The organism is Amycolatopsis sp. cg5, from assembly GCF_041346955.1.
GTDB lineage: Bacteria > Actinomycetota > Actinomycetes > Mycobacteriales > Pseudonocardiaceae > Amycolatopsis.
Map to the genome: position 1 here is coordinate 5,976,625 of NZ_CP166849.1, position 18,313 is coordinate 5,994,937.

General features: G+C 67.0%; 26 protein-coding genes and 1 pseudogene. 10 read left to right on the forward strand and 17 right to left on the reverse strand.

The features are described 5' to 3' along the window. Positions 1 to 19: 19 nt before the first annotated feature. Entirely contained in the window at positions 20 to 724 is a 705-nt protein-coding gene (locus AB5J62_RS26515) for a GNAT family N-acetyltransferase (RefSeq protein WP_370942639.1), read from the reverse strand. Between AB5J62_RS26515 and AB5J62_RS26520 the strand changes: the two genes are divergently transcribed. Next, positions 716 to 892 carry a hypothetical protein gene (locus AB5J62_RS26520; protein WP_370942640.1) on the forward strand — a complete coding sequence of 59 codons (177 nt, stop codon included), beginning with the start codon at positions 716 to 718 and terminating at the stop codon, positions 890 to 892. The two genes, AB5J62_RS26515 and AB5J62_RS26520, sit on opposite strands and share 9 nt — an antisense overlap. Here the strand turns inward: AB5J62_RS26520 and AB5J62_RS26525 are convergent. The 10 genes from AB5J62_RS26525 to AB5J62_RS26570 all read right to left on the reverse strand — a co-directional run bounded on the left by AB5J62_RS26525 (position 889) and on the right by AB5J62_RS26570 (position 7,093). Then, the gene (locus tag AB5J62_RS26525; RefSeq protein ID WP_370942641.1) at positions 889 to 1,086 is read right to left on the reverse strand and encodes a hypothetical protein; all 198 of its coding nucleotides are present in this window, start codon (positions 1,084 to 1,086) and stop codon (positions 889 to 891) included. The genes AB5J62_RS26520 and AB5J62_RS26525 overlap by 4 nt on opposite strands. Before the next feature lie 18 nt (positions 1,087 to 1,104). Next, the gene (locus tag AB5J62_RS26530; RefSeq protein ID WP_370942642.1) at positions 1,105 to 1,239 is read right to left on the reverse strand and encodes a hypothetical protein; all 135 of its coding nucleotides are present in this window, start codon (positions 1,237 to 1,239) and stop codon (positions 1,105 to 1,107) included. Positions 1,240 to 1,482: 243 nt separating this feature from the next. Further along, entirely contained in the window at positions 1,483 to 1,914 is a 432-nt protein-coding gene (gene aroQ, locus AB5J62_RS26535) for a type II 3-dehydroquinate dehydratase (protein ID WP_370942643.1), read from the reverse strand. After that, entirely contained in the window at positions 1,911 to 3,017 is a 1,107-nt protein-coding gene (gene aroB, locus AB5J62_RS26540) for a 3-dehydroquinate synthase (protein ID WP_370942644.1), read from the reverse strand. The genes aroQ and aroB overlap by 4 nt, the downstream gene beginning before the upstream one ends. Beyond that, on the reverse strand, positions 3,014 to 3,541 hold the full coding sequence (locus AB5J62_RS26545) for a shikimate kinase (protein ID WP_370942645.1): 528 nt from the start codon (positions 3,539 to 3,541) through the stop codon (positions 3,014 to 3,016). Before AB5J62_RS26545 ends, aroB begins: the two co-directional genes overlap by 4 nt. Continuing rightward, positions 3,538 to 4,725, reverse strand: a complete 1,188-nt coding sequence (gene aroC, locus AB5J62_RS26550; protein ID WP_370942646.1) for a chorismate synthase — start codon at positions 4,723 to 4,725, stop codon at positions 3,538 to 3,540. Before aroC ends, AB5J62_RS26545 begins: the two co-directional genes overlap by 4 nt. 78 nt (positions 4,726 to 4,803) lie before the next feature. Continuing rightward, positions 4,804 to 5,457 carry a prepilin peptidase gene (locus tag AB5J62_RS26555; RefSeq protein WP_370942647.1) on the reverse strand — a complete coding sequence of 218 codons (654 nt, stop codon included), beginning with the start codon at positions 5,455 to 5,457 and terminating at the stop codon, positions 4,804 to 4,806. A 114-nt stretch (positions 5,458 to 5,571) separates the two neighbouring features. Further along, positions 5,572 to 6,219, reverse strand: a complete 648-nt coding sequence (locus tag AB5J62_RS26560) for an anti-sigma factor (protein ID WP_370942648.1) — start codon at positions 6,217 to 6,219, stop codon at positions 5,572 to 5,574. Beyond that, the gene (locus AB5J62_RS26565) at positions 6,216 to 6,728 is read right to left on the reverse strand and encodes a sigma-70 family RNA polymerase sigma factor (protein ID WP_370942649.1); all 513 of its coding nucleotides are present in this window, start codon (positions 6,726 to 6,728) and stop codon (positions 6,216 to 6,218) included. The genes AB5J62_RS26560 and AB5J62_RS26565 overlap by 4 nt, the downstream gene beginning before the upstream one ends. Continuing rightward, on the reverse strand, positions 6,725 to 7,093 hold the full coding sequence (locus AB5J62_RS26570; protein WP_370942650.1) for a hypothetical protein: 369 nt from the start codon (positions 7,091 to 7,093) through the stop codon (positions 6,725 to 6,727). The genes AB5J62_RS26565 and AB5J62_RS26570 overlap by 4 nt, the downstream gene beginning before the upstream one ends. A gap of 118 nt (positions 7,094 to 7,211) precedes the next feature. On the opposite strand from AB5J62_RS26570, the gene AB5J62_RS26575 reads away from it, so the two are divergent. Beyond that, positions 7,212 to 7,646, forward strand: a complete 435-nt coding sequence (locus tag AB5J62_RS26575; protein WP_370942651.1) for a ubiquinol-cytochrome c reductase iron-sulfur subunit — start codon at positions 7,212 to 7,214, stop codon at positions 7,644 to 7,646. Positions 7,647 to 7,718: 72 nt separating this feature from the next. Here the strand turns inward: AB5J62_RS26575 and AB5J62_RS26580 are convergent, their stop codons facing one another. Together AB5J62_RS26580 and AB5J62_RS26585 are read right to left on the reverse strand one after the other, a co-directional pair. Next, a complete protein-coding gene (locus tag AB5J62_RS26580) occupies positions 7,719 to 8,177 on the reverse strand; it encodes a PTS glucose transporter subunit IIA (RefSeq protein ID WP_091292429.1) in 459 nt (152 codons plus the stop codon). Next, the gene (locus tag AB5J62_RS26585; RefSeq protein WP_370942652.1) at positions 8,174 to 8,545 is read right to left on the reverse strand and encodes a glucose PTS transporter subunit EIIB; all 372 of its coding nucleotides are present in this window, start codon (positions 8,543 to 8,545) and stop codon (positions 8,174 to 8,176) included. The genes AB5J62_RS26580 and AB5J62_RS26585 overlap by 4 nt, the downstream gene beginning before the upstream one ends. 56 nt (positions 8,546 to 8,601) lie before the next feature. On the opposite strand from AB5J62_RS26585, the gene AB5J62_RS26590 reads away from it, so the two are divergent. The 6 genes from AB5J62_RS26590 to AB5J62_RS26615 are packed head-to-tail and all read left to right on the forward strand — an operon-like array spanning position 8,602 to position 13,760. Then, positions 8,602 to 9,393 carry a GntR family transcriptional regulator gene (locus AB5J62_RS26590; RefSeq protein WP_370950348.1) on the forward strand — a complete coding sequence of 264 codons (792 nt, stop codon included), beginning with the start codon at positions 8,602 to 8,604 and terminating at the stop codon, positions 9,391 to 9,393. Then, positions 9,390 to 10,619 carry a PTS transporter subunit EIIC gene (locus AB5J62_RS26595; protein WP_370942653.1) on the forward strand — a complete coding sequence of 410 codons (1,230 nt, stop codon included), beginning with the start codon at positions 9,390 to 9,392 and terminating at the stop codon, positions 10,617 to 10,619. The genes AB5J62_RS26590 and AB5J62_RS26595 overlap by 4 nt, the downstream gene beginning before the upstream one ends. 25 nt (positions 10,620 to 10,644) lie before the next feature. Continuing rightward, a complete protein-coding gene (locus AB5J62_RS26600; RefSeq protein ID WP_091292423.1) occupies positions 10,645 to 10,914 on the forward strand; it encodes an HPr family phosphocarrier protein in 270 nt (89 codons plus the stop codon). A 55-nt stretch (positions 10,915 to 10,969) separates the two neighbouring features. Beyond that, positions 10,970 to 11,785 carry a serine hydrolase domain-containing protein gene (locus tag AB5J62_RS26605; RefSeq protein WP_370942654.1) on the forward strand — a complete coding sequence of 272 codons (816 nt, stop codon included), beginning with the start codon at positions 10,970 to 10,972 and terminating at the stop codon, positions 11,783 to 11,785. Further along, on the forward strand, positions 11,782 to 13,287 hold the full coding sequence (locus AB5J62_RS26610) for an alpha/beta hydrolase (protein ID WP_370942655.1): 1,506 nt from the start codon (positions 11,782 to 11,784) through the stop codon (positions 13,285 to 13,287). Before AB5J62_RS26605 ends, AB5J62_RS26610 begins: the two co-directional genes overlap by 4 nt. Positions 13,288 to 13,331: 44 nt before the next feature. Continuing rightward, positions 13,332 to 13,760 carry a hypothetical protein gene (locus tag AB5J62_RS26615; protein ID WP_370942656.1) on the forward strand — a complete coding sequence of 143 codons (429 nt, stop codon included), beginning with the start codon at positions 13,332 to 13,334 and terminating at the stop codon, positions 13,758 to 13,760. An 89-nt stretch (positions 13,761 to 13,849) separates the two neighbouring features. Here AB5J62_RS26615 and AB5J62_RS26620 read toward each other — a convergent pair whose 3' ends face one another. From AB5J62_RS26620 to AB5J62_RS26630, 3 genes are all read right to left on the reverse strand, one after another. Continuing rightward, the gene (locus AB5J62_RS26620) at positions 13,850 to 14,125 is read right to left on the reverse strand and encodes a LuxR C-terminal-related transcriptional regulator (RefSeq protein WP_370942657.1); all 276 of its coding nucleotides are present in this window, start codon (positions 14,123 to 14,125) and stop codon (positions 13,850 to 13,852) included. Between the two features lie 190 nt (positions 14,126 to 14,315). Then, entirely contained in the window at positions 14,316 to 15,257 is a 942-nt protein-coding gene (locus AB5J62_RS26625; protein WP_370942658.1) for a D-2-hydroxyacid dehydrogenase family protein, read from the reverse strand. Positions 15,258 to 15,275: 18 nt separating this feature from the next. Continuing rightward, positions 15,276 to 16,469, reverse strand: a complete 1,194-nt coding sequence (locus tag AB5J62_RS26630) for an endonuclease/exonuclease/phosphatase family protein (protein WP_370942659.1) — start codon at positions 16,467 to 16,469, stop codon at positions 15,276 to 15,278. A 149-nt stretch (positions 16,470 to 16,618) separates the two neighbouring features. Between AB5J62_RS26630 and AB5J62_RS26635 the strand changes: the two genes are divergently transcribed. After that, complete coding sequence (locus AB5J62_RS26635; RefSeq protein ID WP_370942660.1) at positions 16,619 to 17,032, forward strand: hypothetical protein; 414 nt, start codon at positions 16,619 to 16,621, stop codon at positions 17,030 to 17,032. A gap of 24 nt (positions 17,033 to 17,056) precedes the next feature. After that, positions 17,057 to 17,713: a TetR/AcrR family transcriptional regulator gene (locus tag AB5J62_RS26640; RefSeq protein ID WP_370942661.1), complete on the forward strand. Its 657-nt coding sequence runs from the start codon at positions 17,057 to 17,059 to the stop codon at positions 17,711 to 17,713. Here AB5J62_RS26640 and AB5J62_RS26645 read toward each other — a convergent pair. Then, a pseudogene (locus AB5J62_RS26645) lies at positions 17,706 to 18,275 on the reverse strand (GrpB family protein); the annotation flags it as partial. The gene AB5J62_RS26640 and the pseudogene AB5J62_RS26645 sit on opposite strands and share 8 nt — an antisense overlap. Positions 18,276 to 18,313: the final 38 nt, after the last annotated feature.

Genomic DNA, 18,313 nt, shown 5'->3' on the forward strand with positions numbered 1-18,313 from the left:
CGCCGAGTGTAGCGGCTGACTAACCCACTTGGGGGAAGGTGCCCCCAGCTTTCGGGTGATCGTTTGCGACGAGCTCGACCTCGAACGAGTCTTCATTTTCCAGGTATGCGGCAAAGTGATCCCGCCCACCGGCATGGGGATACCGCTCAGTGAACAACGTCCGCCACCCGTGCCGCCCCGCTTCGGCCACGAGTTCGCCGACCCGCTCCCGCGTGTCCACATGAAAGGCCAAATGGTTCAACCCGGGACGAGTCCGCTCATGTTCGCCTGCCGACAACGCCGGCGATTGTTCGACCACGAGGTACGTGTGCCCCAGTTTCCAGCTGACCCCAGCCGGCCACCGCTGGAATTCCCGCCATCCGAGCTCCCCGAGCAGCCACCCGAAGCTCACCTCGGCCCGCGCGAGGTCGGCGGTCCACAGTTCGATGTGGTGCGCCCGCCCATGTTTCGACGGCAAAGCGACCAAAACCCGATGCGGCGCCCCGTAGTACTCGTCAACCCCGACGTTCAGAAAACCGACACGCTCCGCCAAATTCAGGCTGGCCACATTGGACTCGTGCACCAACGCCCACACGGCAGGCAGTCCGAGCCCGTTGAGCCCATAGTCGACAACGGCCGCGGCCGCCTCGGTGCCGAACCCCCGCCCGCCATACGAACTGTCAAGCGAGTAGCCGATTTCCGCCACCTCACCCGGCAATTCCCACGACGGCCGCAAATGCGCCACCCCGATGATCGCGTCACCTCCACCGCCGCGCCCGACACTCGTCTCACGCCCAGCACCGGCTTCGCCTCCAGCACCCAGGACATGCTCACCACCCAGGTCACCTCCAGCACCCGGGTCACGTCCGGCACCCAACTCACGGTCGGCACCTGGAAGGCCTCCAAGGCCTAGGTCGCGTTCGACACCTGGGTCATGTCCGGCACCCAGTTCACGTTCGGCACCCGGTTCGCCTCCAGCACCCGAGTCAGGTCTAGCACCCAGTTCGCCCCGAGCACCCGAGTCACGTCTAGCACCCAGGTAACCCCCAGCAGCTGGGTCATGTTCGGCACCTGGTTCGCTCCCAACACCCGGGTCAGGTTCGGCACCCGGTTCACCTCCGGCACCTAGGTCGCCTCCAGCAGCTGGGTCAGGTTCGGCACCCGGTTCACACCCGGCACTCGGATCAGGTCCCTTACCCGAGTCACGTTGGGCGCCGAGGTCATGTTCGGCACCTGGTTCGCCGCCAGGGCCCAGGTCACGTCCGACACCGGCACGGTCCTCCGCATCTGAGTGGTCGAGCTCGATCACCCAGTGCCCCATGCCGTCTGGCCCCTCGAACGCCAGCCGCTTGGCGATCATGGCCCGCACGTTGCCGGGATCGCTCAGGTCCGTCGGGAAAAACCTGCTCATCCCCGGATCGCTGAAGACCCGGATAACCGCCTCAGTGTCGGATTCGGCGATCATCCGCAGCCGGAGCCGCGCGGTCCTCAGCTCGGGGACGTTCATCCGGCGTTGTCGGCCAGCCACTTCAACGCGAGCGGGTAACCATCGACGCCCAACCCGACGATCACGCCCGTCGCGATGTCGGAAAGCACGCTGTGGCGCCGGAATTCTTCCCGCTTGTGCACATTCGAGATATGCACCTCGAGCAGCGGCGCGCTCAGCTGGGCGGCGGCGTCGCGCACGGCTATCGAGTAGTGCGTCCACGCGGCGGCGTTGAGTACCACGGGATTGCCGTTGTCACTCGCTTCGTGCAGCCAGCCGACCATTTCGGCTTCGTTGTCGGTTTGCCGGACATCGACCTCGATGCCGAGATCGGCACCCGCCTTGACGCACAACGCGACCAGGTCCTCGTACGTCGTCGAGCCGTACACCGACGGCTCGCGCTTGCCGAGCCTGCCGAGATTGGGCCCGTTGAGCACGAAAGCCTTCACAGCAGCACCGTCCCGCCTGGCTTGGCGTCGGCCGCGACCGCGGAGTACGCGGCGGCGAGGAGCGCGGGGTCGGGACCTTCGAGCCTGCCCGGCTTGGCGAGCCCGTCGAGCACGACGAACCGCAGCATCCCGGAGCGCGACTTCTTGTCGCCCTTCATGGTCTCGATCAGATTCGGCAACGCGTCGGCGTCGTATTTCGTCGGCAAACCGAGCAATTCGAGCACCGCGGCGTGCCGTTCGGCCGTCGCGTCGTCGAGCCGCCCGGCCAGGCGCGCCAGCTCGGCGGCGAAAACCAGCCCGACGCTGACTGCGGCACCGTGCCGCCACCGGTACTTTTCGCGCCGTTCGATGGCATGCCCGAGTGTGTGCCCGTAGTTCAGGATCTCCCGCAGGTCCGACTCACGCAGGTCGGCCCCGACGACATCGGCCTTGACCTGGATCGAACGCCGCACCAGCTCCGCGAGCACGTCACCGGACGGGTCCACGGCGGCCTTCGGGTCGGCCTCGACGAGTTCGAGGATCCGGGGGTCGGCGATGAACCCGGTCTTGACGACCTCGGCCATCCCGGCGACGAGTTCGTTCGCGGGCAGGGTCTCCAGCGTCGCCAAATCGACCAAAACGGCCGTCGGCTCGTGGAAAGCGCCGACCAGGTTCTTGCCGGCCTCGGTGTTGATCCCGGTCTTGCCGCCGACCGCCGCGTCGACCATGCCGAGCAGCGTTGTCGGAACATTGACCAAACGCACGCCGCGCATCCACGTGGCCGCCACGAACCCGGCCAGGTCGGTCACCGCACCGCCACCGAGTCCGACGACCACGCCCTGCCGGTCGAGGCCGATGCGCCCCAGCACTTCCCAGCAGAACGCGGCCACGGACAGCGCCTTGCCGTCTTCGGCGTCGGGAATTTCGACGCGATGCGCGTCCAGCCCGGCGGCGATGAGCTCATCGCGGACGGCCTCCGCGGTCGCGGTCAGCGTCGGCGGGTGGATCAGCGCCACCTTCGACGCGCCGGCGAGCACCTGGGTCAGCTCACCGAGCAGACCGCGGCCGATCACGACTTCGTAGGGCTGTCCGGTCTTGACCTCGACACGGACCGGGTCGGTCATTGCGCTCCTTCTGTAACGGATTCCGCTAAACGCCGCCCTACTTCGGCGACGATCTCCTCGGGCGTGCGGTGGTCGGTGTCGACCTCGATCGTGGCCACCTCGCGGTAAACCGGCAGCCTCGCGTCGAGCAACGCCTTGTAGGTCGCACGCGGGTTCACTCCGGCCAGCAGTGGCCGCGCGGTGGACAAACCGCAGCGCTGGACGCCTTCCGCCATGCCGACGTTCAAAAAAACGACAACGTGCCCGCTCAGGCGTTTCCGAGTGACTTCGGCGAGCACCGCACCGCCGCCGAGCGAAAGCACGCCGTCGTGCTCATCGAGCGCGACAGCGATGGCTTCGGCTTCCATCTCACGGAAAACCGGCTCGCCGTCCTCGGCGAAGATGTCCGAAATGGACTTCCCTGCCGTGCTGACGATGTCCTCGTCGGCGTCGCGGAACCCGACACCGAGCTCGGCCGCGAGCAACGGCCCGACGGTGCTCTTGCCAGAGCCCGGCGGGCCGACGACCACCGCGCGTGGGCTCACCAGCGCTCCTCGAGCGCCTTCAGGTAGCCCTGCGCGTTGCGCTTGCTCTCCTCGAGCGAGTCGCCGCCGAACTTCTCCAGCGCGGCGTCCGCGAGGATCAGCGCGACCACCGACTCCAGCACGACACCCGCGCGCGGCACCGCGCACACGTCCGACCGCTGGTGGATCGCCACGGCAGGCTCACCCGTCGCGGTGTCCACAGTGGACAGCGCCTTGGGCACCGTCGAGATCGGCTTCATCGCGACGCGCACGCGCAGCGGCTCGCCGTTGGTGATGCCGCCTTCGAGCCCACCGGCGCGATTGGACCGCCGCGTGACACCGACCGGGCCGGTACCGCGGTCGATCTCGTCGTGCGCCTTGCTCCCCCACCGCCGCGCGGTGGTGAAGCCGTCGCCGACCTCGACGCCCTTCATCGCCTGCACGCCCATGAGCGCACCGGCGAGCCTGGCGTCGAGCCTGCGGTCCCAGTGCACATGCGAGCCAAGACCCGGCGGCAGCCCGTAGGCGATCACCTCGATCACACCGCCGACGGTGTCACCCGCCTTCCGCACGGCGTCGACCTCGGCGACCATCAGGTCGGTGCCTTCCTGGCCGAACGCGCGCACCGGGCTCTCGTCGATCGCGGCGAGGTCCGACGCCACCGGCAGCGGCCCCTCGGGCGCTTCGGCGGCACCGATCGACACGACGTGGCTGATGATCTCGACGCCGAGCAGCTGACGCAGGTACGCCCTGGCGACCGTGCCGAGCGCCGTGCGCGAGGCGGTCTCGCGGGCGCTGGCTCGTTCCAGCACGGGGCGCGCGTCGTCGAAGCCGTACTTCTGCATTCCAGGCAGGTCGGCGTGACCGGGCCGCGGCCGCGTCAGTTTCTCGTTGCGCGCCAAGCCTTCCAGCTCGGCCGGATCCACCGGGTCCGCCGCCATGACCTTTTCCCACTTCGGCCATTCGGCGTTCTCGATGTGCACCGCCACCGGTCCGCCCTGCGTGAGGCCATGCCGGACCCCACCGGTGAACTCGATGTGGTCGGTCTCCCACTGCATTCGCGGACTGCGTCCGAACCCGAGGCGTCGCCGCTCGAGTTGTTCGGTCACGTCGGCGGTGGTGACGGCTACGCCGGCCACCATGCCCTCCAGCACGGCGGCAAGCGCGGGGCCGTGCGATTCACCTGCGGTTATCCATCGCAACACCTGACAGATCCTGTCACGACCTGCATGGTGACGACAAACAGCCCGCGAGTTCGCGCGCACAGGAGTCCTCATCCGCGCTCATCCGACCATGGCCACCCCCGTTCCAGTTGCTGGGAACTCCGCGATCAGCCAGGCGCCCAGCAGCAGCCCGGGGCCATACGGGACCCCTTCGCGCCACCTTCTCCCGGCCGACGACAGCCCTGCCAACGACAGTGCGGCGGTGACGACCGCCGCGCACAGCGCGCCGAGCACGAGCGCGGCCCAACTCGCCGCGCCCAGCACTCCGCCGACGCTCCCGGCGAGCCGGACGTCGCCGGCGCCGAGCGACCGCGGCGCACAGAGGTGCACCGCCAAATGCACACCTCCGAACACCATGGCGCCGACGCAGGCCCGTACCGCGATCGACGGGCCGTCGTAGGCCGCGGCGACACCGACGGCGACCATGACAGCCGGATACGCGGGAACCGTCAGCACCGACGGCAGCCGCGAGGACACCAGGTCCGCATAGGCCAGTGGGACCGCGAAAGCCGTGATCACCAAGGCGATCGGCAGCCACCACGAAGGCCATGCCCCGGCCGACCAGCGCCACCCGGTCACCGCCCAGCAAACGGCGGCGGCCAGTACGCAGCAGGACGCCGAAACGTCCACTCTGGCCGAAAGGAGCGCACGCCTGCCCGCGGCGCCGGCGAACCCACCGGCGGCCGCGAACAGGACGATCGTCAACCATGACACGTATTCCAGCGTCCGCCGTTTCCGCGAGCACGGCAACGAAGCCATGGCGAATCTGGGCGGAACAGCGCCGAAAACCGCCGTATCCAGCCATTCCCGGCCGGAAAGTTCGCTCGATCAGGTGGTGAGCCGCAGCAGCGCGAGCCCAGATTTCGTACGGATTTCCAACGCTTGCACGTCCGCACGGTGCAAAGGCGTGCCCATCACGATCCGTGCCGTGTACTGAGGCACGGCCTGCCAGGTCGCGAGCTCCGCCGTATTCCCGTCCCTTCGCACAGCCACCAGTACATAGTCGCCGTTGGTCCGGCCACCCCGATAGCTGCAGGTCATTTCCAGTTCCATGCCCCAGGCTTGGTCGGTCACGACGACGTTCGCCTGCACAGGGAAAGCGCCGAGAGCCGTCATCGCGACGCCTGGCACCGGCGTCTCCGACGACGGCGTTGTCACGACCACGACCAAAGCAAGACAGGCGGCGGCCGCCGTCACAAGCGCGCCCGCCGTAACAAGCAGCCTCCGACGCCTGCTCCGCTTCGTCTTCTTAAGCACCGAAGGCAGCAATTCAGGTGGGGGCGGCTCTGATTCGAGCAACTCCGGCGTCGTGATTTGCGACAGCAGCCCTGGCAAACCGGCGAGTTCCCGCACCGAGCGGGCACAATCGTCACAAGTACGGAGATGTTGCTCGAAAGCCTGACGATCCTCTGGGGACAAAGCACCCAGCACATACGCGGCGTCGAAACTCAAGAACGGGTCTTCTTCCGCGGTCACTGAGTCACCCCCTTTTCTTCCAGGACCAGCCGCAACGCACGCAACGCGTAGTGCGTCCGCGATTTGACGGTTCCTTCGGCGATTCCCAGTCGCGCGGCGGCGTCCGCCACCGACGCGCCCTGAAAAAAGCACAGGATCAGAACTTCCCGGTGCCTCGCCGAGAGCTCATTCAGCGCCTCGGCGACCAGCCAGCCTTGCACAGCCCGTTCCGTACCGTCCGAGATGGACAGTTCGGGCGGGGTGTCGGTGGTGACCTCCGAACGGAAGGCGGCGGCCCGCCAGCCGTCGATGGCGATTCGCCGCGCCACGGTGAACAACCAGGCCCGTGCGGATCCCTGCGACTGGTCGAGCACCTGAGGATGCCGCCAAGCACGCAACAGCGTCTCCTGCACGACGTCCTCGGCCCTGGTCCGATCGCCGCCGGTCAGATGCAGCGCGTAGGACCACAGCGCGCCCGCGTGGTCATCGTGCAGCGCGCGCATCAGCTGGTCTTCGGCGCCTCCGGTCACGCCCGCCGACCAGGCCGCGCCACCAGCAGCGCGATCCCGAACACGACGCACGCGGCTTCGGTGATCACTCCCCAGACCTCGGCCTGGGTGGTGAACCGTTCCTGCACGTCGAAGAAGCCAACGGTCACCGAAAGGACATACGCGCCCAGCGTCGCCAACCCGAACCCGATGGCCGCGAGCGCGGGCAGCCAGTGGTGCCAGGCCAGCACGGCGATCGCGATGACCACCCCGGCGACGACGTTGACCAGGAACAACGGCCCGACGACGGCGATGTCACGCATGAAGTCGGCCCACACCACCCAGTGCACCCAGGCGGAGCCCAGCAACCCCGCGGCCGCCAGAATCCGCATTGTCCAGGCGATCATGGTCCGCTCCTCGAAGCCACGTCGGAAACCGTACGCCTCTACCCACGAGAGGTTCACCGATCCGGTTCAAAACCGGCCGAGATTGAACCAAAACGTGTCCCGCGTCGTTTCTCCACACATGACTGCCGAACTACCCACCCGCCGCACAGTCCTGTCCACCGGAGCCGCCGTCGCGGGCATGGCCGCGCTGGCCGCCTGCGGTTCGGGCTCCGACACCAAGACGCCGGCCGCGGGTAACCCGTCCGCGCCCGCCGCGAGTGGCAGCCAGCTCGCCACGCTCGCCGACATCCCCGTCGGCCAGGCCATCGCCGCGAAAACGCCGGACGGCCAGGAGGTCATCGTCGCGCGGCCGACCGAAACCACCGCCGCCGCCTTCAGCGCCATCTGCACGCACCAGGGCTGCGCGGTCGCACCCGCCGGCTCGGAGCTCAAGTGCCCGTGTCACGGCTCGCTGTTCGACGCGCTCACCGGCGCGGTCAAGAAGGGGCCCGCCGACCAGCCGCTCCCCGCCGTCCAGGTGAAGGTCGACGGCGGCAAGGTCGTCACCGCCTGACCCCTGACATGCCTGAAGCCCCTTTGGTCGGAAAACCGGCCAAAGGGGCTTCAGTCGTCTTTGTGGAGCGGGTCAGGAGCCCCAGCTGAACACGGGGTCTCCCGCGGTGACGGTGGCGCCCGCGGTCACCCCGGACAGCGCATCGGCCGTCGCGTCGAGCGCGACGACCGGAACCACCGGGGAGTAGCCCGCCGCGGTCACGGCCTCAGGGTCCCAGCCGACGACCGGCTGCCCGGCGCGAACCGTTTCCCCCTTCACGACATGCAGGGTGAATCCTTCACCCTTTTGCTTGACCGTGTCGATGCCGAGGTGCACGAGGACGGCGTGCTTGCCGTCGGCGGCCGCGACGACATACGCGTGCGGGTGCAGCGTCACCACGGTGCCGTCGATCGGCGCGACCGCGTCCTGCCGCCCGCCGGAAGGCTGCACGGCGACACCGGGGCCGACCATCGACTCGGCGAAAACCGGGTCGGGCACTTCGGTCATCGCGACCGTGGTGCCGTTCACCGGGCTCAAGATCTCCAAGCTCACAGCAGGTCCTCGATGTCACTGGCGATGTTGTCCGCCTCCGGCCCGACGATCACCTGGACCACCGCGCCCAGCTTCACCACGCCCATCGCGCCTGCCGCCTTCAGCGCGGGCTCGTCGATGATCGAGCCGTCGTGGAGCTCACACCGCAGGCGCGTGATGCAGCCCTCGATCTCGATGATGTTTCCGGCACCGCCGAGCGCCGCGAGAATCTTTTCCGGCCGTTCGTCCGCCATCGCGGTCTCCTTTTCACACAGGTCTTGCGGCTCATTACTACGCCGATTGCCCGCATGCCCGCCACCGTGGGCCACGAACCCATAACGGTGGTTGACACCCGTCCGCTCAGCGGAGCATCCTGCCCCATCAGACATTGGTCTAGACCGGAACGTACCACCGGGCGGGCCGACCCGAAAGGACGGTGAGGGCGATCAGCACGGCAGCGCACGGCAGCCCGGGGGCCGACCGGGTCATCGAAGGACCCACCCCGAAGCACGCCCAGCTTCGCGAGATCCTGCGCCGCACGGTCGAGCGGGAGCTGCCGCCAGGCGCGGCGATCCCGTCCGAGCGCGAGCTGGCCGAGCGCTATCAGGTGTCGCGCCTGACCGTACGCTCCGCGATCGGGAAATTGGTGGAGGAAGGCCTCTTGTCGCGCGTTCGTGGCAAAGGCACCTTCACCGCCGCGCGGCGCATGGAGCTGCAGCTCTACCTGATGTCGTTCACCGACGACATGCGACGCCGCGGCATGGCGCCGACCACCGAGGTGCTGCGTACCAGCACCGAGGTGCCGCCGGCGCCCGCGGCCAGCGCGCTCGGCATCGGCGCGGAAACCCCCGCGCACCGACTGATGCGGCTGCGCCGCGCGGACGGGCTGCCGCTGGCGGTCGAGCGAGGCTGGTATCACGCCGGCAGGCTGCCTGGGTTCTTCGATCTCGATCTCACTCAATCGCTGTATTCCCAGCTTGAGCAGGCATACGGCGTCCGCCCGGACCACGCCTGGCAGACGGTGTGGGCGGAATCGGCTGACCGCGAAACCGCACGCCTGCTCGGCCTGCGGACCGGCAGTCCCTTGTTGGTCTTCCGCCGGGTCTCCAGCTCGCACGGCGAGCCGGTGGAGGACATGACTTCCTGGTACCGGGGCGATCACTACCAGGTGACGATGCAGTTGGACCGGAATACCCCGGATTCCGGTCACCATTCCCACTACGGAGGTACCCGATGAGCGCCACCACAGCGGCGGGTAAGGGACAGAGCAGGGGGCTCGCGGGGCTGCAACGCTTCGGCCGCAGCCTCATGCTCCCCATCGCCGCACTGCCCGCCGCAGGCATCCTGCTGCGGCTCGGCCAGGACGACCTGCTCGGCAAGGACGGACTTGGCTGGGACAAGGTCGCCGCCGTCTTCGGCGCGGCCGGCGGCGGTTTGTTCGACTGGCTGCCGCTGCTGTTCGCGGTCGCCATCTCCGTCGGGTTCGCCCGCAAGGGTGACGGCTCGACGGCTGTCGCGGCACTGGTCGGCTGGATCGTGTTCAACCGGGTCGTCCAGGTCTTCGCTCCGATCAAGGAGATGGAAGGCTTCAAGGAGGGCTGGCTGCTCGCGCCGACCAAGTGGCCGTACAGCGTGCTGGGCGGTGTCGTGGTCGGTCTGGTGACCGCGATCCTGTGGCAGCGCTACCACCGCATCAAGCTGCCCGCCTACCTGGCGTTCTTCGGTGGCCGCCGGTTCGTGCCGATCATCACCTCGCTGGTCATGATCGTCCTCGGTGTGCTGTTCGGCCTGATCTTCAAGCAGGTCGACCACGTCGTCCACAACATCGGTGACGCGGTCACCGGCTCCCCGGTCGTCGGTGGCGGTATCTACGGCCTGGTCAACCGCCTGCTGATCCCGATCGGCCTGCACCAGCTGCTGAACGTGCCCGTGTGGTTCATCTTCGGCGGCGGCGACCTGAACAACTTCTTCAACCACGTGCAGGGTTCCGGCTCGTTCATGACCGGGTTCTTCCCGATCTTCATGTTCGCGCTGCCCGCCGCCGCGCTGGCGATCTGGCAGACCGCGAAGCCGTCGCAGAAGAAGGTCGTCGGCGGTGTGATGATCGCCGCGGCGCTGACCTCGTTCCTGACCGGTGTCACCGAGCCGATCGAGTTCGCGTTCATGTTCGTGGCGTGGCCGCTGTACCTGTTCCACGCGGTCATGACCGGTCTGTCGATGGTCCTGGTCAACGCTCTCGGCATCAAGCTGGGCTTCTCGTTCTCGGCAGGCGCGATCGACTTCGCGTTCAACTCGAGCCTCGACACCGCGAACAAGGCGTGGATGCTCATTCCGATCGGCCTGGTCTTCGCCGTGATCTACTTCTTCGTGTTCAAGTTCGTGATCACGAAGTGGAACCTGGCGACGCCGGGCCGCGAGGACGACTCGATCGAGGCCGACCTCGAAAAGACCGCAGCCAAGTAACACCCGTTCCGAAGAAAGGTCCCTCATGCCAGAACGACGTGTCACCGTGGCCAGCAAAGTCGGCCTGCACGCCAGGCCGGCCGCACTGGTCGCCAAGGCGGCCGCGGCACAGCCGGTGGCGGTCCAGATCGCCAAGGCAGGCGGCACCCCGGTGGCCGCGGGCAGCGTGCTCAACCTGATGACCCTCGCCGCCGGTCACGGCGACGAGGTGATCATCAGCGCCGAGGACGCCGAGGGTGCTCAGGAGGCCGTGGACGCGATCGCTGAATTGGTGGCCAGCGACCTCGACGCGTGACCTGCCGGATGGGGGCTGGCTCAACCGAGCCGGCCCCCATTCGTAGGCTTTCCGCATGGACAGTGTGCGGTTGATCGACCAATGGCCCGTGGACAACGCCGCGACGGCGGTGGTGAACCCGAGTGGCGAGCTGCTGGGCAGCCACGGTGACGCGGCACGACCGTTCGCGCTGGCTTCGGTCACCAAACCGCTCACCGCCTACACGGCGCTGATCGCCATCGAAGAGGGTGTCGTCGAATTGGACACCCCGGCCGGGCCCGAGGGCTCGACGATCCGCCACCTGCTCTCGCACACCTCCGGCCTCGCGTTCGACGCGCACAAGCCGATGGCCGAGCCCGGCACGCGCCGCCTATACTCCAACGCCGGCTTCGAGCAGCTCGCCGACGCGATCGCCGAGCACTCCGGCATTCCCTTCGCCGAATATCAGACCGAAGCCCTGTTCGGTCCGCTGGCGATGAGCGCCACCCGGCTCGACGGCTCCCCCGCCTCCGGCGGCGTTTCGACGGTGGCTGACCTGGTCTCCTTCGCCGTCGAACTCCAGTCACCCAAATTGGTCGCCACGGCGACACTCGCCGAGGCGACGTCCGTGGTCTTCCCGGGGTTGAACGGGGTTCTGCCGGGATTCGGCCACCAGAAGCCCAACGACTGGGGTCTCGGTTTCGAGCTGCGCGACCACAAGAGTCCACACTGGACCGGCGCGAACAGCTCGCCTGACACTTTCGGTCACTTCGGGCAGTCCGGCACGTTCCTGTGGGTCGACCCGGCCGCGCAGGCCGCCTGCGTCACGCTCACCGACCGCGCGTTCGGTCCTTGGGCCGCCGAAGTCTGGCCCGGTTACACCGACGCGGTGCTGGCTGACCTAGCAAGGTGAAACGGGCTTTCCTACTCGCGGCTCTACTGGCCGGCGCGTGCGGCGCACCGACGGCCTCGCCGAGCTCGACTTCGGCACAACGAACGGCAGCGGCAATCGAGGCGCCGGCCGCGATGGGCACCAACGGCGCCGCCGTCCCCGCCTTGCATTGGACGTCTTGTCACCAAGACTTCCTCTGCGCGGCCGCGGCCGTCCCGGTCAGCTACCGGGATCCTCAAGGTCCGTCGCTGAACCTCGCGGTGATCAAACTGCCCGCGACCGACCCTGGTCATCGGATCGGCTCGCTTTTCGTCAATTTCGGCGGCCCCGGCACCGACGGGGTCAGCGAACTGACGCGTTTCGGCGCCCGCTATCCCGACGAGCTCCGTGCCCGCTTCGACCTGGTGAGCTTCGACCCGCGTGGCATCGGCGGCAGCTCGCCGATCAGCTGTCCGGGCGCGGAGAACACGGTGCTCGGCTCACCGCTGCGGCCCGAGCAGCACGACACGTTCTACGCGACGAGCGCCCGCGCGGGCCAGGCATGCGCGGCCAGTTCGGGCAAGCTGCTGGACCATCTCTCGTCGGCGAACGTCGCCAGGGACATGGACCTGCTCCGGCAGGCCACCGGTGACCCCAAGCTGAACTTCCTCGGCTACTCCTACGGGACCTACCTCGGCGGCACCTACGCGAACATATTCCCGGCGAACGTCCGGGCGATGACCTTGGACGGCACCCTCGACCTGGTCGCCAACGCCACCGGCAAGCCAGGCGACGAGAACAAACCCGTCGACGTCCGCGCGGACACCGCCCGCGCCCAGATGGACGAGCTTGGCGTGTTTTTCGACGAATGCGCCAAGGCGGCCTGCGCGTTCTCCGGCGGCGACCAGCGGAAGAAATTCGACGACATCGTCGCGAAACTGACCAGAGGCCGGGTCGCCGGCACGAACCTCGCCGGGTTCCTGAAAACCCTCGAAAGCGCGTTCTACCAGTTCGGTCGTTGGAAGCGCCTCGGCGAAACCCTGAACACCCTCGCGGCGGCCACCTCTCCCGGCCCGGCCGCACCTGTCTTGGATCCCTACCTGCCGACTCATTCGACGGGCTACCTGGCGGTCCAATGCGTCGACAGCCAAAATCCGCAAGAACCCGCCGTATACGACCGGCTGGCGGTCACCGAGCAGACCAGGGTGCCGTATTTCGCGCTGGGCGCGGTGTTCAACATGGCGCAGTGCATCGGCTGGCCCGGTCACGACGACGACCGCTACCTGGGCCCGTGGAACCGTCAGCGGCAAAACCCGATCCTCGTGGTCAACAACAGGCACGACCCGGCGACACCACTGCACAACGCCCAGTCCACTGTGGATGAGCTCGGCGACGGCAGGCTCCTGGTCGTCGAAAGCTTCGGCCATACTTCGCTCAACGTGCACAGCGCGTGCGCTTCGGCCGCGATGGCCCGCTACTTCGTCGACCTGGCCGCACCGCCGTCTGGGACTACCTGCGCGCCGGACGCGCGGCCATTCGGCTGACGTCCACACTGCGGAACTCACCGGCTCGTGTGAGCCTGGAAGACATGACTTATCCAGATCCCGATCCCCGATATCCGGGTACGCCTGGATATCAAGAGCCCGTGGCCGAGCGCGCCGAGGTCATCGAACGGCCGTCCGGCAGGATCACGTTCATCAGGGTGCTGAGCGCGGTCATCGACCTGGTCTGTGTCTTGTTCGCGCTCGTGCTGGGCATTCACATCGTGCTGGTGCTCGGTTCGGCAAACACCGGCAACGGGTTCGCCCAGCTCATCGAAGACTGGTCGAAGGGTGTCTCGCTGGGCCTGCGGAACCTGTTCACGCCAGACAGTTTCAAGGTCAGGATCCTGCTCAACGACGGTCTCGCGGCCGTGCTGTGGCTGATCATCGGCGGTGTGCTCACCAGCCTGCTCAGCCGGATCGCGCTGCCGACGAGCTACCGGCGGACCTGGTACCGCCGCCGCGTCACGCCCTGAACCACCACTTGGCATTCAGGAGGTCGCACCGGCGAAGGCCGATGCGCCCTCCTGAATACGAGCGCGCTGCGCTTTCCGCCGAAAACCATTCAGCGATGACATGACGATTTCATGTGCATCTTCTCTATCTCCCTGGACTTTCCCACTCCGCCGAGACAGCCGCAGACCTTCCATTCGGTGAACGCCACTGCGGCGCCAACGCGTGACGCGACGCCGAGTTTCAGGATGATCCGGCTGACATGAGCACGCACCGTTCGCTCGCGAATTCCCAACCTGGCGGCGATCTCACGGTCGGTACGGTCCGCTGCGAGGTTTTCGAGCACGTCTTGTTCTCTAGCACTGAGTGTTTCGATGGCCGGCTGCATGGGTCCCCCTGACTCGCGGAACAGGCATCGCGAGCAAATGATGCAGCAGCGGCCGCCCAGATGACGCCCAGACGCCTGGAAGCCAGGCGACAGCGCCCTGAGCAGGCCTTTAATGCCCTTCAGCGACCCGAGCGGCGAAGCCGGATCGACCCAACCGGGTGGCCAGGTTCGGCTGCCCGACGCGCGAGCGTTACTCCATCAGGCGGATCGGCTCACCGGCCTGGTACGCGGCGATGTCCTCGACCGCGTCGCGATAGAAGATCTCGTAGACCTCACGGGTCACGAAACCAATGTGCGGTGTGAGCACGGTGTTCTCGAGCGAACGCAGCGGATGGTCCGCCGGGAACGGTTCCGTGTCATAAACGTCGATCGCCGCACAACCGATTTCTTTGCGGCGCAATGCGTCGACCAACGCGGTTTCGTCGACGATCGGACCACGCGACGTGTTGACGAGAATCGCGGTCTTCTTCATCATAGCGAATTCTTCGGCACCGACGAGTCCGCGACTGCGGTCGCTGAGCACGAGGTGGATCGAAAGCACATCAGCGCGGCGGAACAATTCCTCCCGCGAGACCGCGGTAACGCCGTGTGGCTCGGCCTTCTCCTGCGTCAGGTTTTGGCTCCACGCGATGGTCTCCATGCCGAACACCTGCCCGATCTTGGCCGCGCCCGCGCCGAGTGTGCCCAGCCCCAGCAGGCCGAGCGTCTTGCCGTGCAGCGTCATCCCGACCGTCGTCTGCCAGCCGCCGTCACGCATCGACTGCACCTCGGCGGGCAGATTCCGCGCGGCGGCGAGGATGAGCGCCCAGGTGTGCTCGGCAGTCGGCTGCGGGATGTATCCGGTGGCGGAGACCGTGATTCCCAGCTCACGAGCCGCCGCGACGTCGATGGCGGCGTTGCGGCGCCCCGTGCTGACGAGCAGCTTCAGATCGGGCAGCCTGGCGAGCAACTCGGCGGGGAACTTGGTCCGTTCGCGCATCGCGACGACCACTTCGAAGCCTTTGAGCCGCTCGGCGACCTCGTCGGCATGATCGAACGCCTCGGTGAACACCTCGATTTCGGCGTTCAACGAGGCCCAGTCGGCGAAACCGAGCGCGACGTTCTGGTAGTCGTCCAGGATGGCGATCTTCATGTCCGCCAGGCTAACCCGTCACCAGCGGGGCACGAAGACGTCCACGCGGATCAGGTGATGGTCCGAAGCGTCGTTCAGCCTGGCGAGCGGGTCCGCGGCGAGCGGCCAGAACACTTCGGCGTGCCACGGCACCAGACCTCGCGAAGGCAGGACATAGTCGACACGCAGGTTGCCCGGCGCCTTGTCGTTGAAGTCTCCGGTGTCGAAGAACGGGTTGGTCTTGTGGTTCACGTTCGCGCCGCCCTGCAGCCGGGCCGCCTCGACGGCTCCCTGGCTGCCCGGCCTCGTCTCGATCACGCGTGGCGCGCGCAGCAACCGGTCGATGGCGCCGGGAACGCTGTCGCCGTCCAGCGGATCGGAGTTGTTGTCGCCGGCGACGACGAACTTTTCGTGCGCGGAGAGACCACCACGGCGCCCCTTGTCGTCGTAGATGTAGCCACCCTTGCCAGGCGTCACATAGTCGGCGAAGAAGCGGATCTCGTCGTTGTTACGAGTGCCGTTGCGATCTTCGGGCCCATCGAAGCTCGGCGGTGTCGGATGCGAAACGAGGAAATGCACAGTCGTGCCGCCGACGCGCAGTGGCACATCCCAGTGGGATTTCGACGAAAGCCGGAGCACGTCGAGCGCCTGCGGTGAGTACCAGTCGTGCGGCGCCGGGGTCGCTGGGTCGTCCGGGAGCAGCGCCCCGGGCATGTCCTTCCAGAGGAACTTCTGGAACGTCCGTATCCGAGCCACGTCGATCGGGTACTTCGACAGCACGAGCAGGCCATATTGGCCCTCGAAGAGCCCGAAGCCGTGCGCGTCGTTGCCGCCGCCGACCTGACCGTCACGATCGAGGTCGAAGCCGGTGGGCACCCCGGTGTTGACCGGTGCCGTGTAGGCGTACGGGTAGTCGATGGGACGGGCCCCGTTGTGCGAAACCCGGAGATAGTTGCGGCGGAACGCGTCGGCAGCCGCGTTGCCGGGCACATAGTCGAACTCGTTGACCAGCATGACGTCCGGGCGGTTGCGCTGGATCACCTCGGCCACCTCGTCGGCCTGAGCGTTGCCAGGCTTCGACAGGTCCGCCAACAGCTGACCAGCCGCGCTCCGGTTCAGCGACGCGTTGAACGTCGCGAAGCGCACGTTCTCGCCGAAGAACGCGTCAGCCGAAGCGGGTACGGCCATCGTCACCAGCAGTGTCGCGGCGGAGACGGCAAGAAATCGTTTCACGGTCCAACCTCCAGGTTCGCTGCAACCTTACGCAGCCGTGCTCGCCCGCGACGTGACCGCCAGATGAACACCCCAGACTTGAACGCGTTCAAAACTAGGACTACAGTCTTTCTTGAACACGTTCAAAACTGGTTCCCGAGGAGATGACCATGAATCCGATCGTCGTGGCGTACGCGCTCTACCTGCTGCTCAGCATCCCGCTCACCGTGATCGTCGCGCGGACGCTGAGCAAGCACGGCAAGACCTTCCTGGCCGAGGTGTTCGAGAACAGAGCCGAACTGGCCAACGCCGTCAATCAGTTGCTGGTGGTCGGCTTCTACCTGATCAGCCTCGGCTTCGTGACGCTGTTCCTCACCAGCCGCGGTTCGGTCGAGGACGCACGCGCCGTCTTCGAACTACTTTCGGTGAAGCTCGGCATCGTCGCGCTCGTGCTCGGCGCCATGCACATGGGCAACGTGCTGGTCTTCAACGGCATCCGGCGCAGGCACCTGGCGCCCGCCCGCACCCCCGAGCCGCAGCCGATTTTCCCGCCCCCGCCCGCCGAGCCCTACGGCGCGCGGTGAGCTCGAGCGGATACGGTGCAGAACGTGCCCAAAAGTGAGGAAACCCGGTCCCTGATCGTCGGGACCGCGATGCGGCTGTTCACCGAGAACGGCTACGACCGCACGACCATGCGGGCGATCGCCGCGGAGGCCGGGGTATCGGTCGGGAACGCCTACTACTACTTCTCCTCCAAGGAGCAGTTGATCCAGGGCTTCTACGACCAGATGCAACGGGACCACCAGGAACGCTGCGTCGGGTTGCTCAGCGATGAGCCGTCCTTCGAGAAACGGCTCAAGCTGGTCTTGTTCGCCTGGCTCGACATAGCTCAGCCATATCACCGCTTCGGCACGCAGTTCTTCGTCAACGCCGCGGACCCGGAGTCCCCGCTGAGTCCCTTCAGCGAAGACTCCGCGGCTGCCCGCGTCGCCTCGATCGAGCTCATGAACCAGGTGATCGGCGGCTCGGACGTCAAACTCGACCCTGAGCTGCGGGAGGAGCTACCGGAGTTGCTCTGGTTGTTCCAGATGGGGGTCGTACTGTTCTGGGTTCACGATCGTTCCGCGGCACAACAACGCACGAAGATGCTCATCGGGCGGACCGTGCCATTGATCGCGAAGCTGGTCGGGCTTTCCCGGCTGCGGGTCCTGCGCCCGGTCAGCCGGGAGGTCACCAGCCTGATCAAAGACCTTGCTAAGCCTTAGCCCGAGCGATGATCTCGTCAACGACGTCGTTCTTGGCGTCGGCGTAGTCCTGGATGTAGGCCCAGGTGCGGGCCGCGAGCTCGCGCTTGGTCGTCGCGTAGAGCTCCAATTCTTCGGGATGGGCGCGTAGCCTGTCACGGAACAGCCGGTACCGCTCGATTTCACGACTACCAGCCGAATAGACGTGCAGATTGATGTGGGTATCCGGCCCTTTGAACGCCCGATGCTGCTCCCAATCCGGCTCACGGATGACCAATCGGTAACCTGCTGCTTCCAGCTGCGGGACGTAGCCGTGTTCGTCCCCCGAGTCGGGCACCACGAGCAGGATGTCGACGATCGGCTTGGCGCAGAGCCCCGGCACCGACGTGGAGCCGACGTGCTCGAGCACCAGCACCAGATCGCCCAGTAGCCCGCGTATCCGGTCGGCTTCGCGTTCGAAAAGCCGTGGCCACTCCGGATCGTATTCGGCAAGTGTGACGGTCGAGTTCAACTTGGGCCGTTCCCCCACCCAAATCGCATCAGCCTCGCCTTCGGAATGCGCGGCACGCTCACGCCTGGACATGACTCCCCCTTCGGAAGGCAGTCCGCCAGGCTATCGAC

Coding starts and splice junctions, on each gene's coding strand:
- AB5J62_RS26520 (WP_370942640.1), top strand. CDS start 716: ATGCGCCACCCCGATGATCGCGTCACCTCCACCGCCGCGCCCGACACT.
- aroB (WP_370942644.1), bottom strand. CDS start 3,017: ATGACCGACCCGGTCCGTGTCGAGGTCAAGACCGGACAGCCCTACGAA.
- AB5J62_RS26570 (WP_370942650.1), bottom strand. CDS start 7,093: ATGATCGCCTGGACAATGCGGATTCTGGCGGCCGCGGGGTTGCTGGGC.
- AB5J62_RS26575 (WP_370942651.1), top strand. CDS start 7,212: ATGACTGCCGAACTACCCACCCGCCGCACAGTCCTGTCCACCGGAGCC.
- AB5J62_RS26585 (WP_370942652.1), bottom strand. CDS start 8,545: ATGTCTGATGGGGCAGGATGCTCCGCTGAGCGGACGGGTGTCAACCAC.
- AB5J62_RS26595 (WP_370942653.1), top strand. CDS start 9,390: ATGAGCGCCACCACAGCGGCGGGTAAGGGACAGAGCAGGGGGCTCGCG.
- AB5J62_RS26600 (WP_091292423.1), top strand. CDS start 10,645: ATGCCAGAACGACGTGTCACCGTGGCCAGCAAAGTCGGCCTGCACGCC.
- AB5J62_RS26605 (WP_370942654.1), top strand. CDS start 10,970: ATGGACAGTGTGCGGTTGATCGACCAATGGCCCGTGGACAACGCCGCG.
- AB5J62_RS26615 (WP_370942656.1), top strand. CDS start 13,332: ATGACTTATCCAGATCCCGATCCCCGATATCCGGGTACGCCTGGATAT.
- AB5J62_RS26620 (WP_370942657.1), bottom strand. CDS start 14,125: ATGCAGCCGGCCATCGAAACACTCAGTGCTAGAGAACAAGACGTGCTC.
- AB5J62_RS26625 (WP_370942658.1), bottom strand. CDS start 15,257: ATGAAGATCGCCATCCTGGACGACTACCAGAACGTCGCGCTCGGTTTC.
- AB5J62_RS26635 (WP_370942660.1), top strand. CDS start 16,619: ATGAATCCGATCGTCGTGGCGTACGCGCTCTACCTGCTGCTCAGCATC.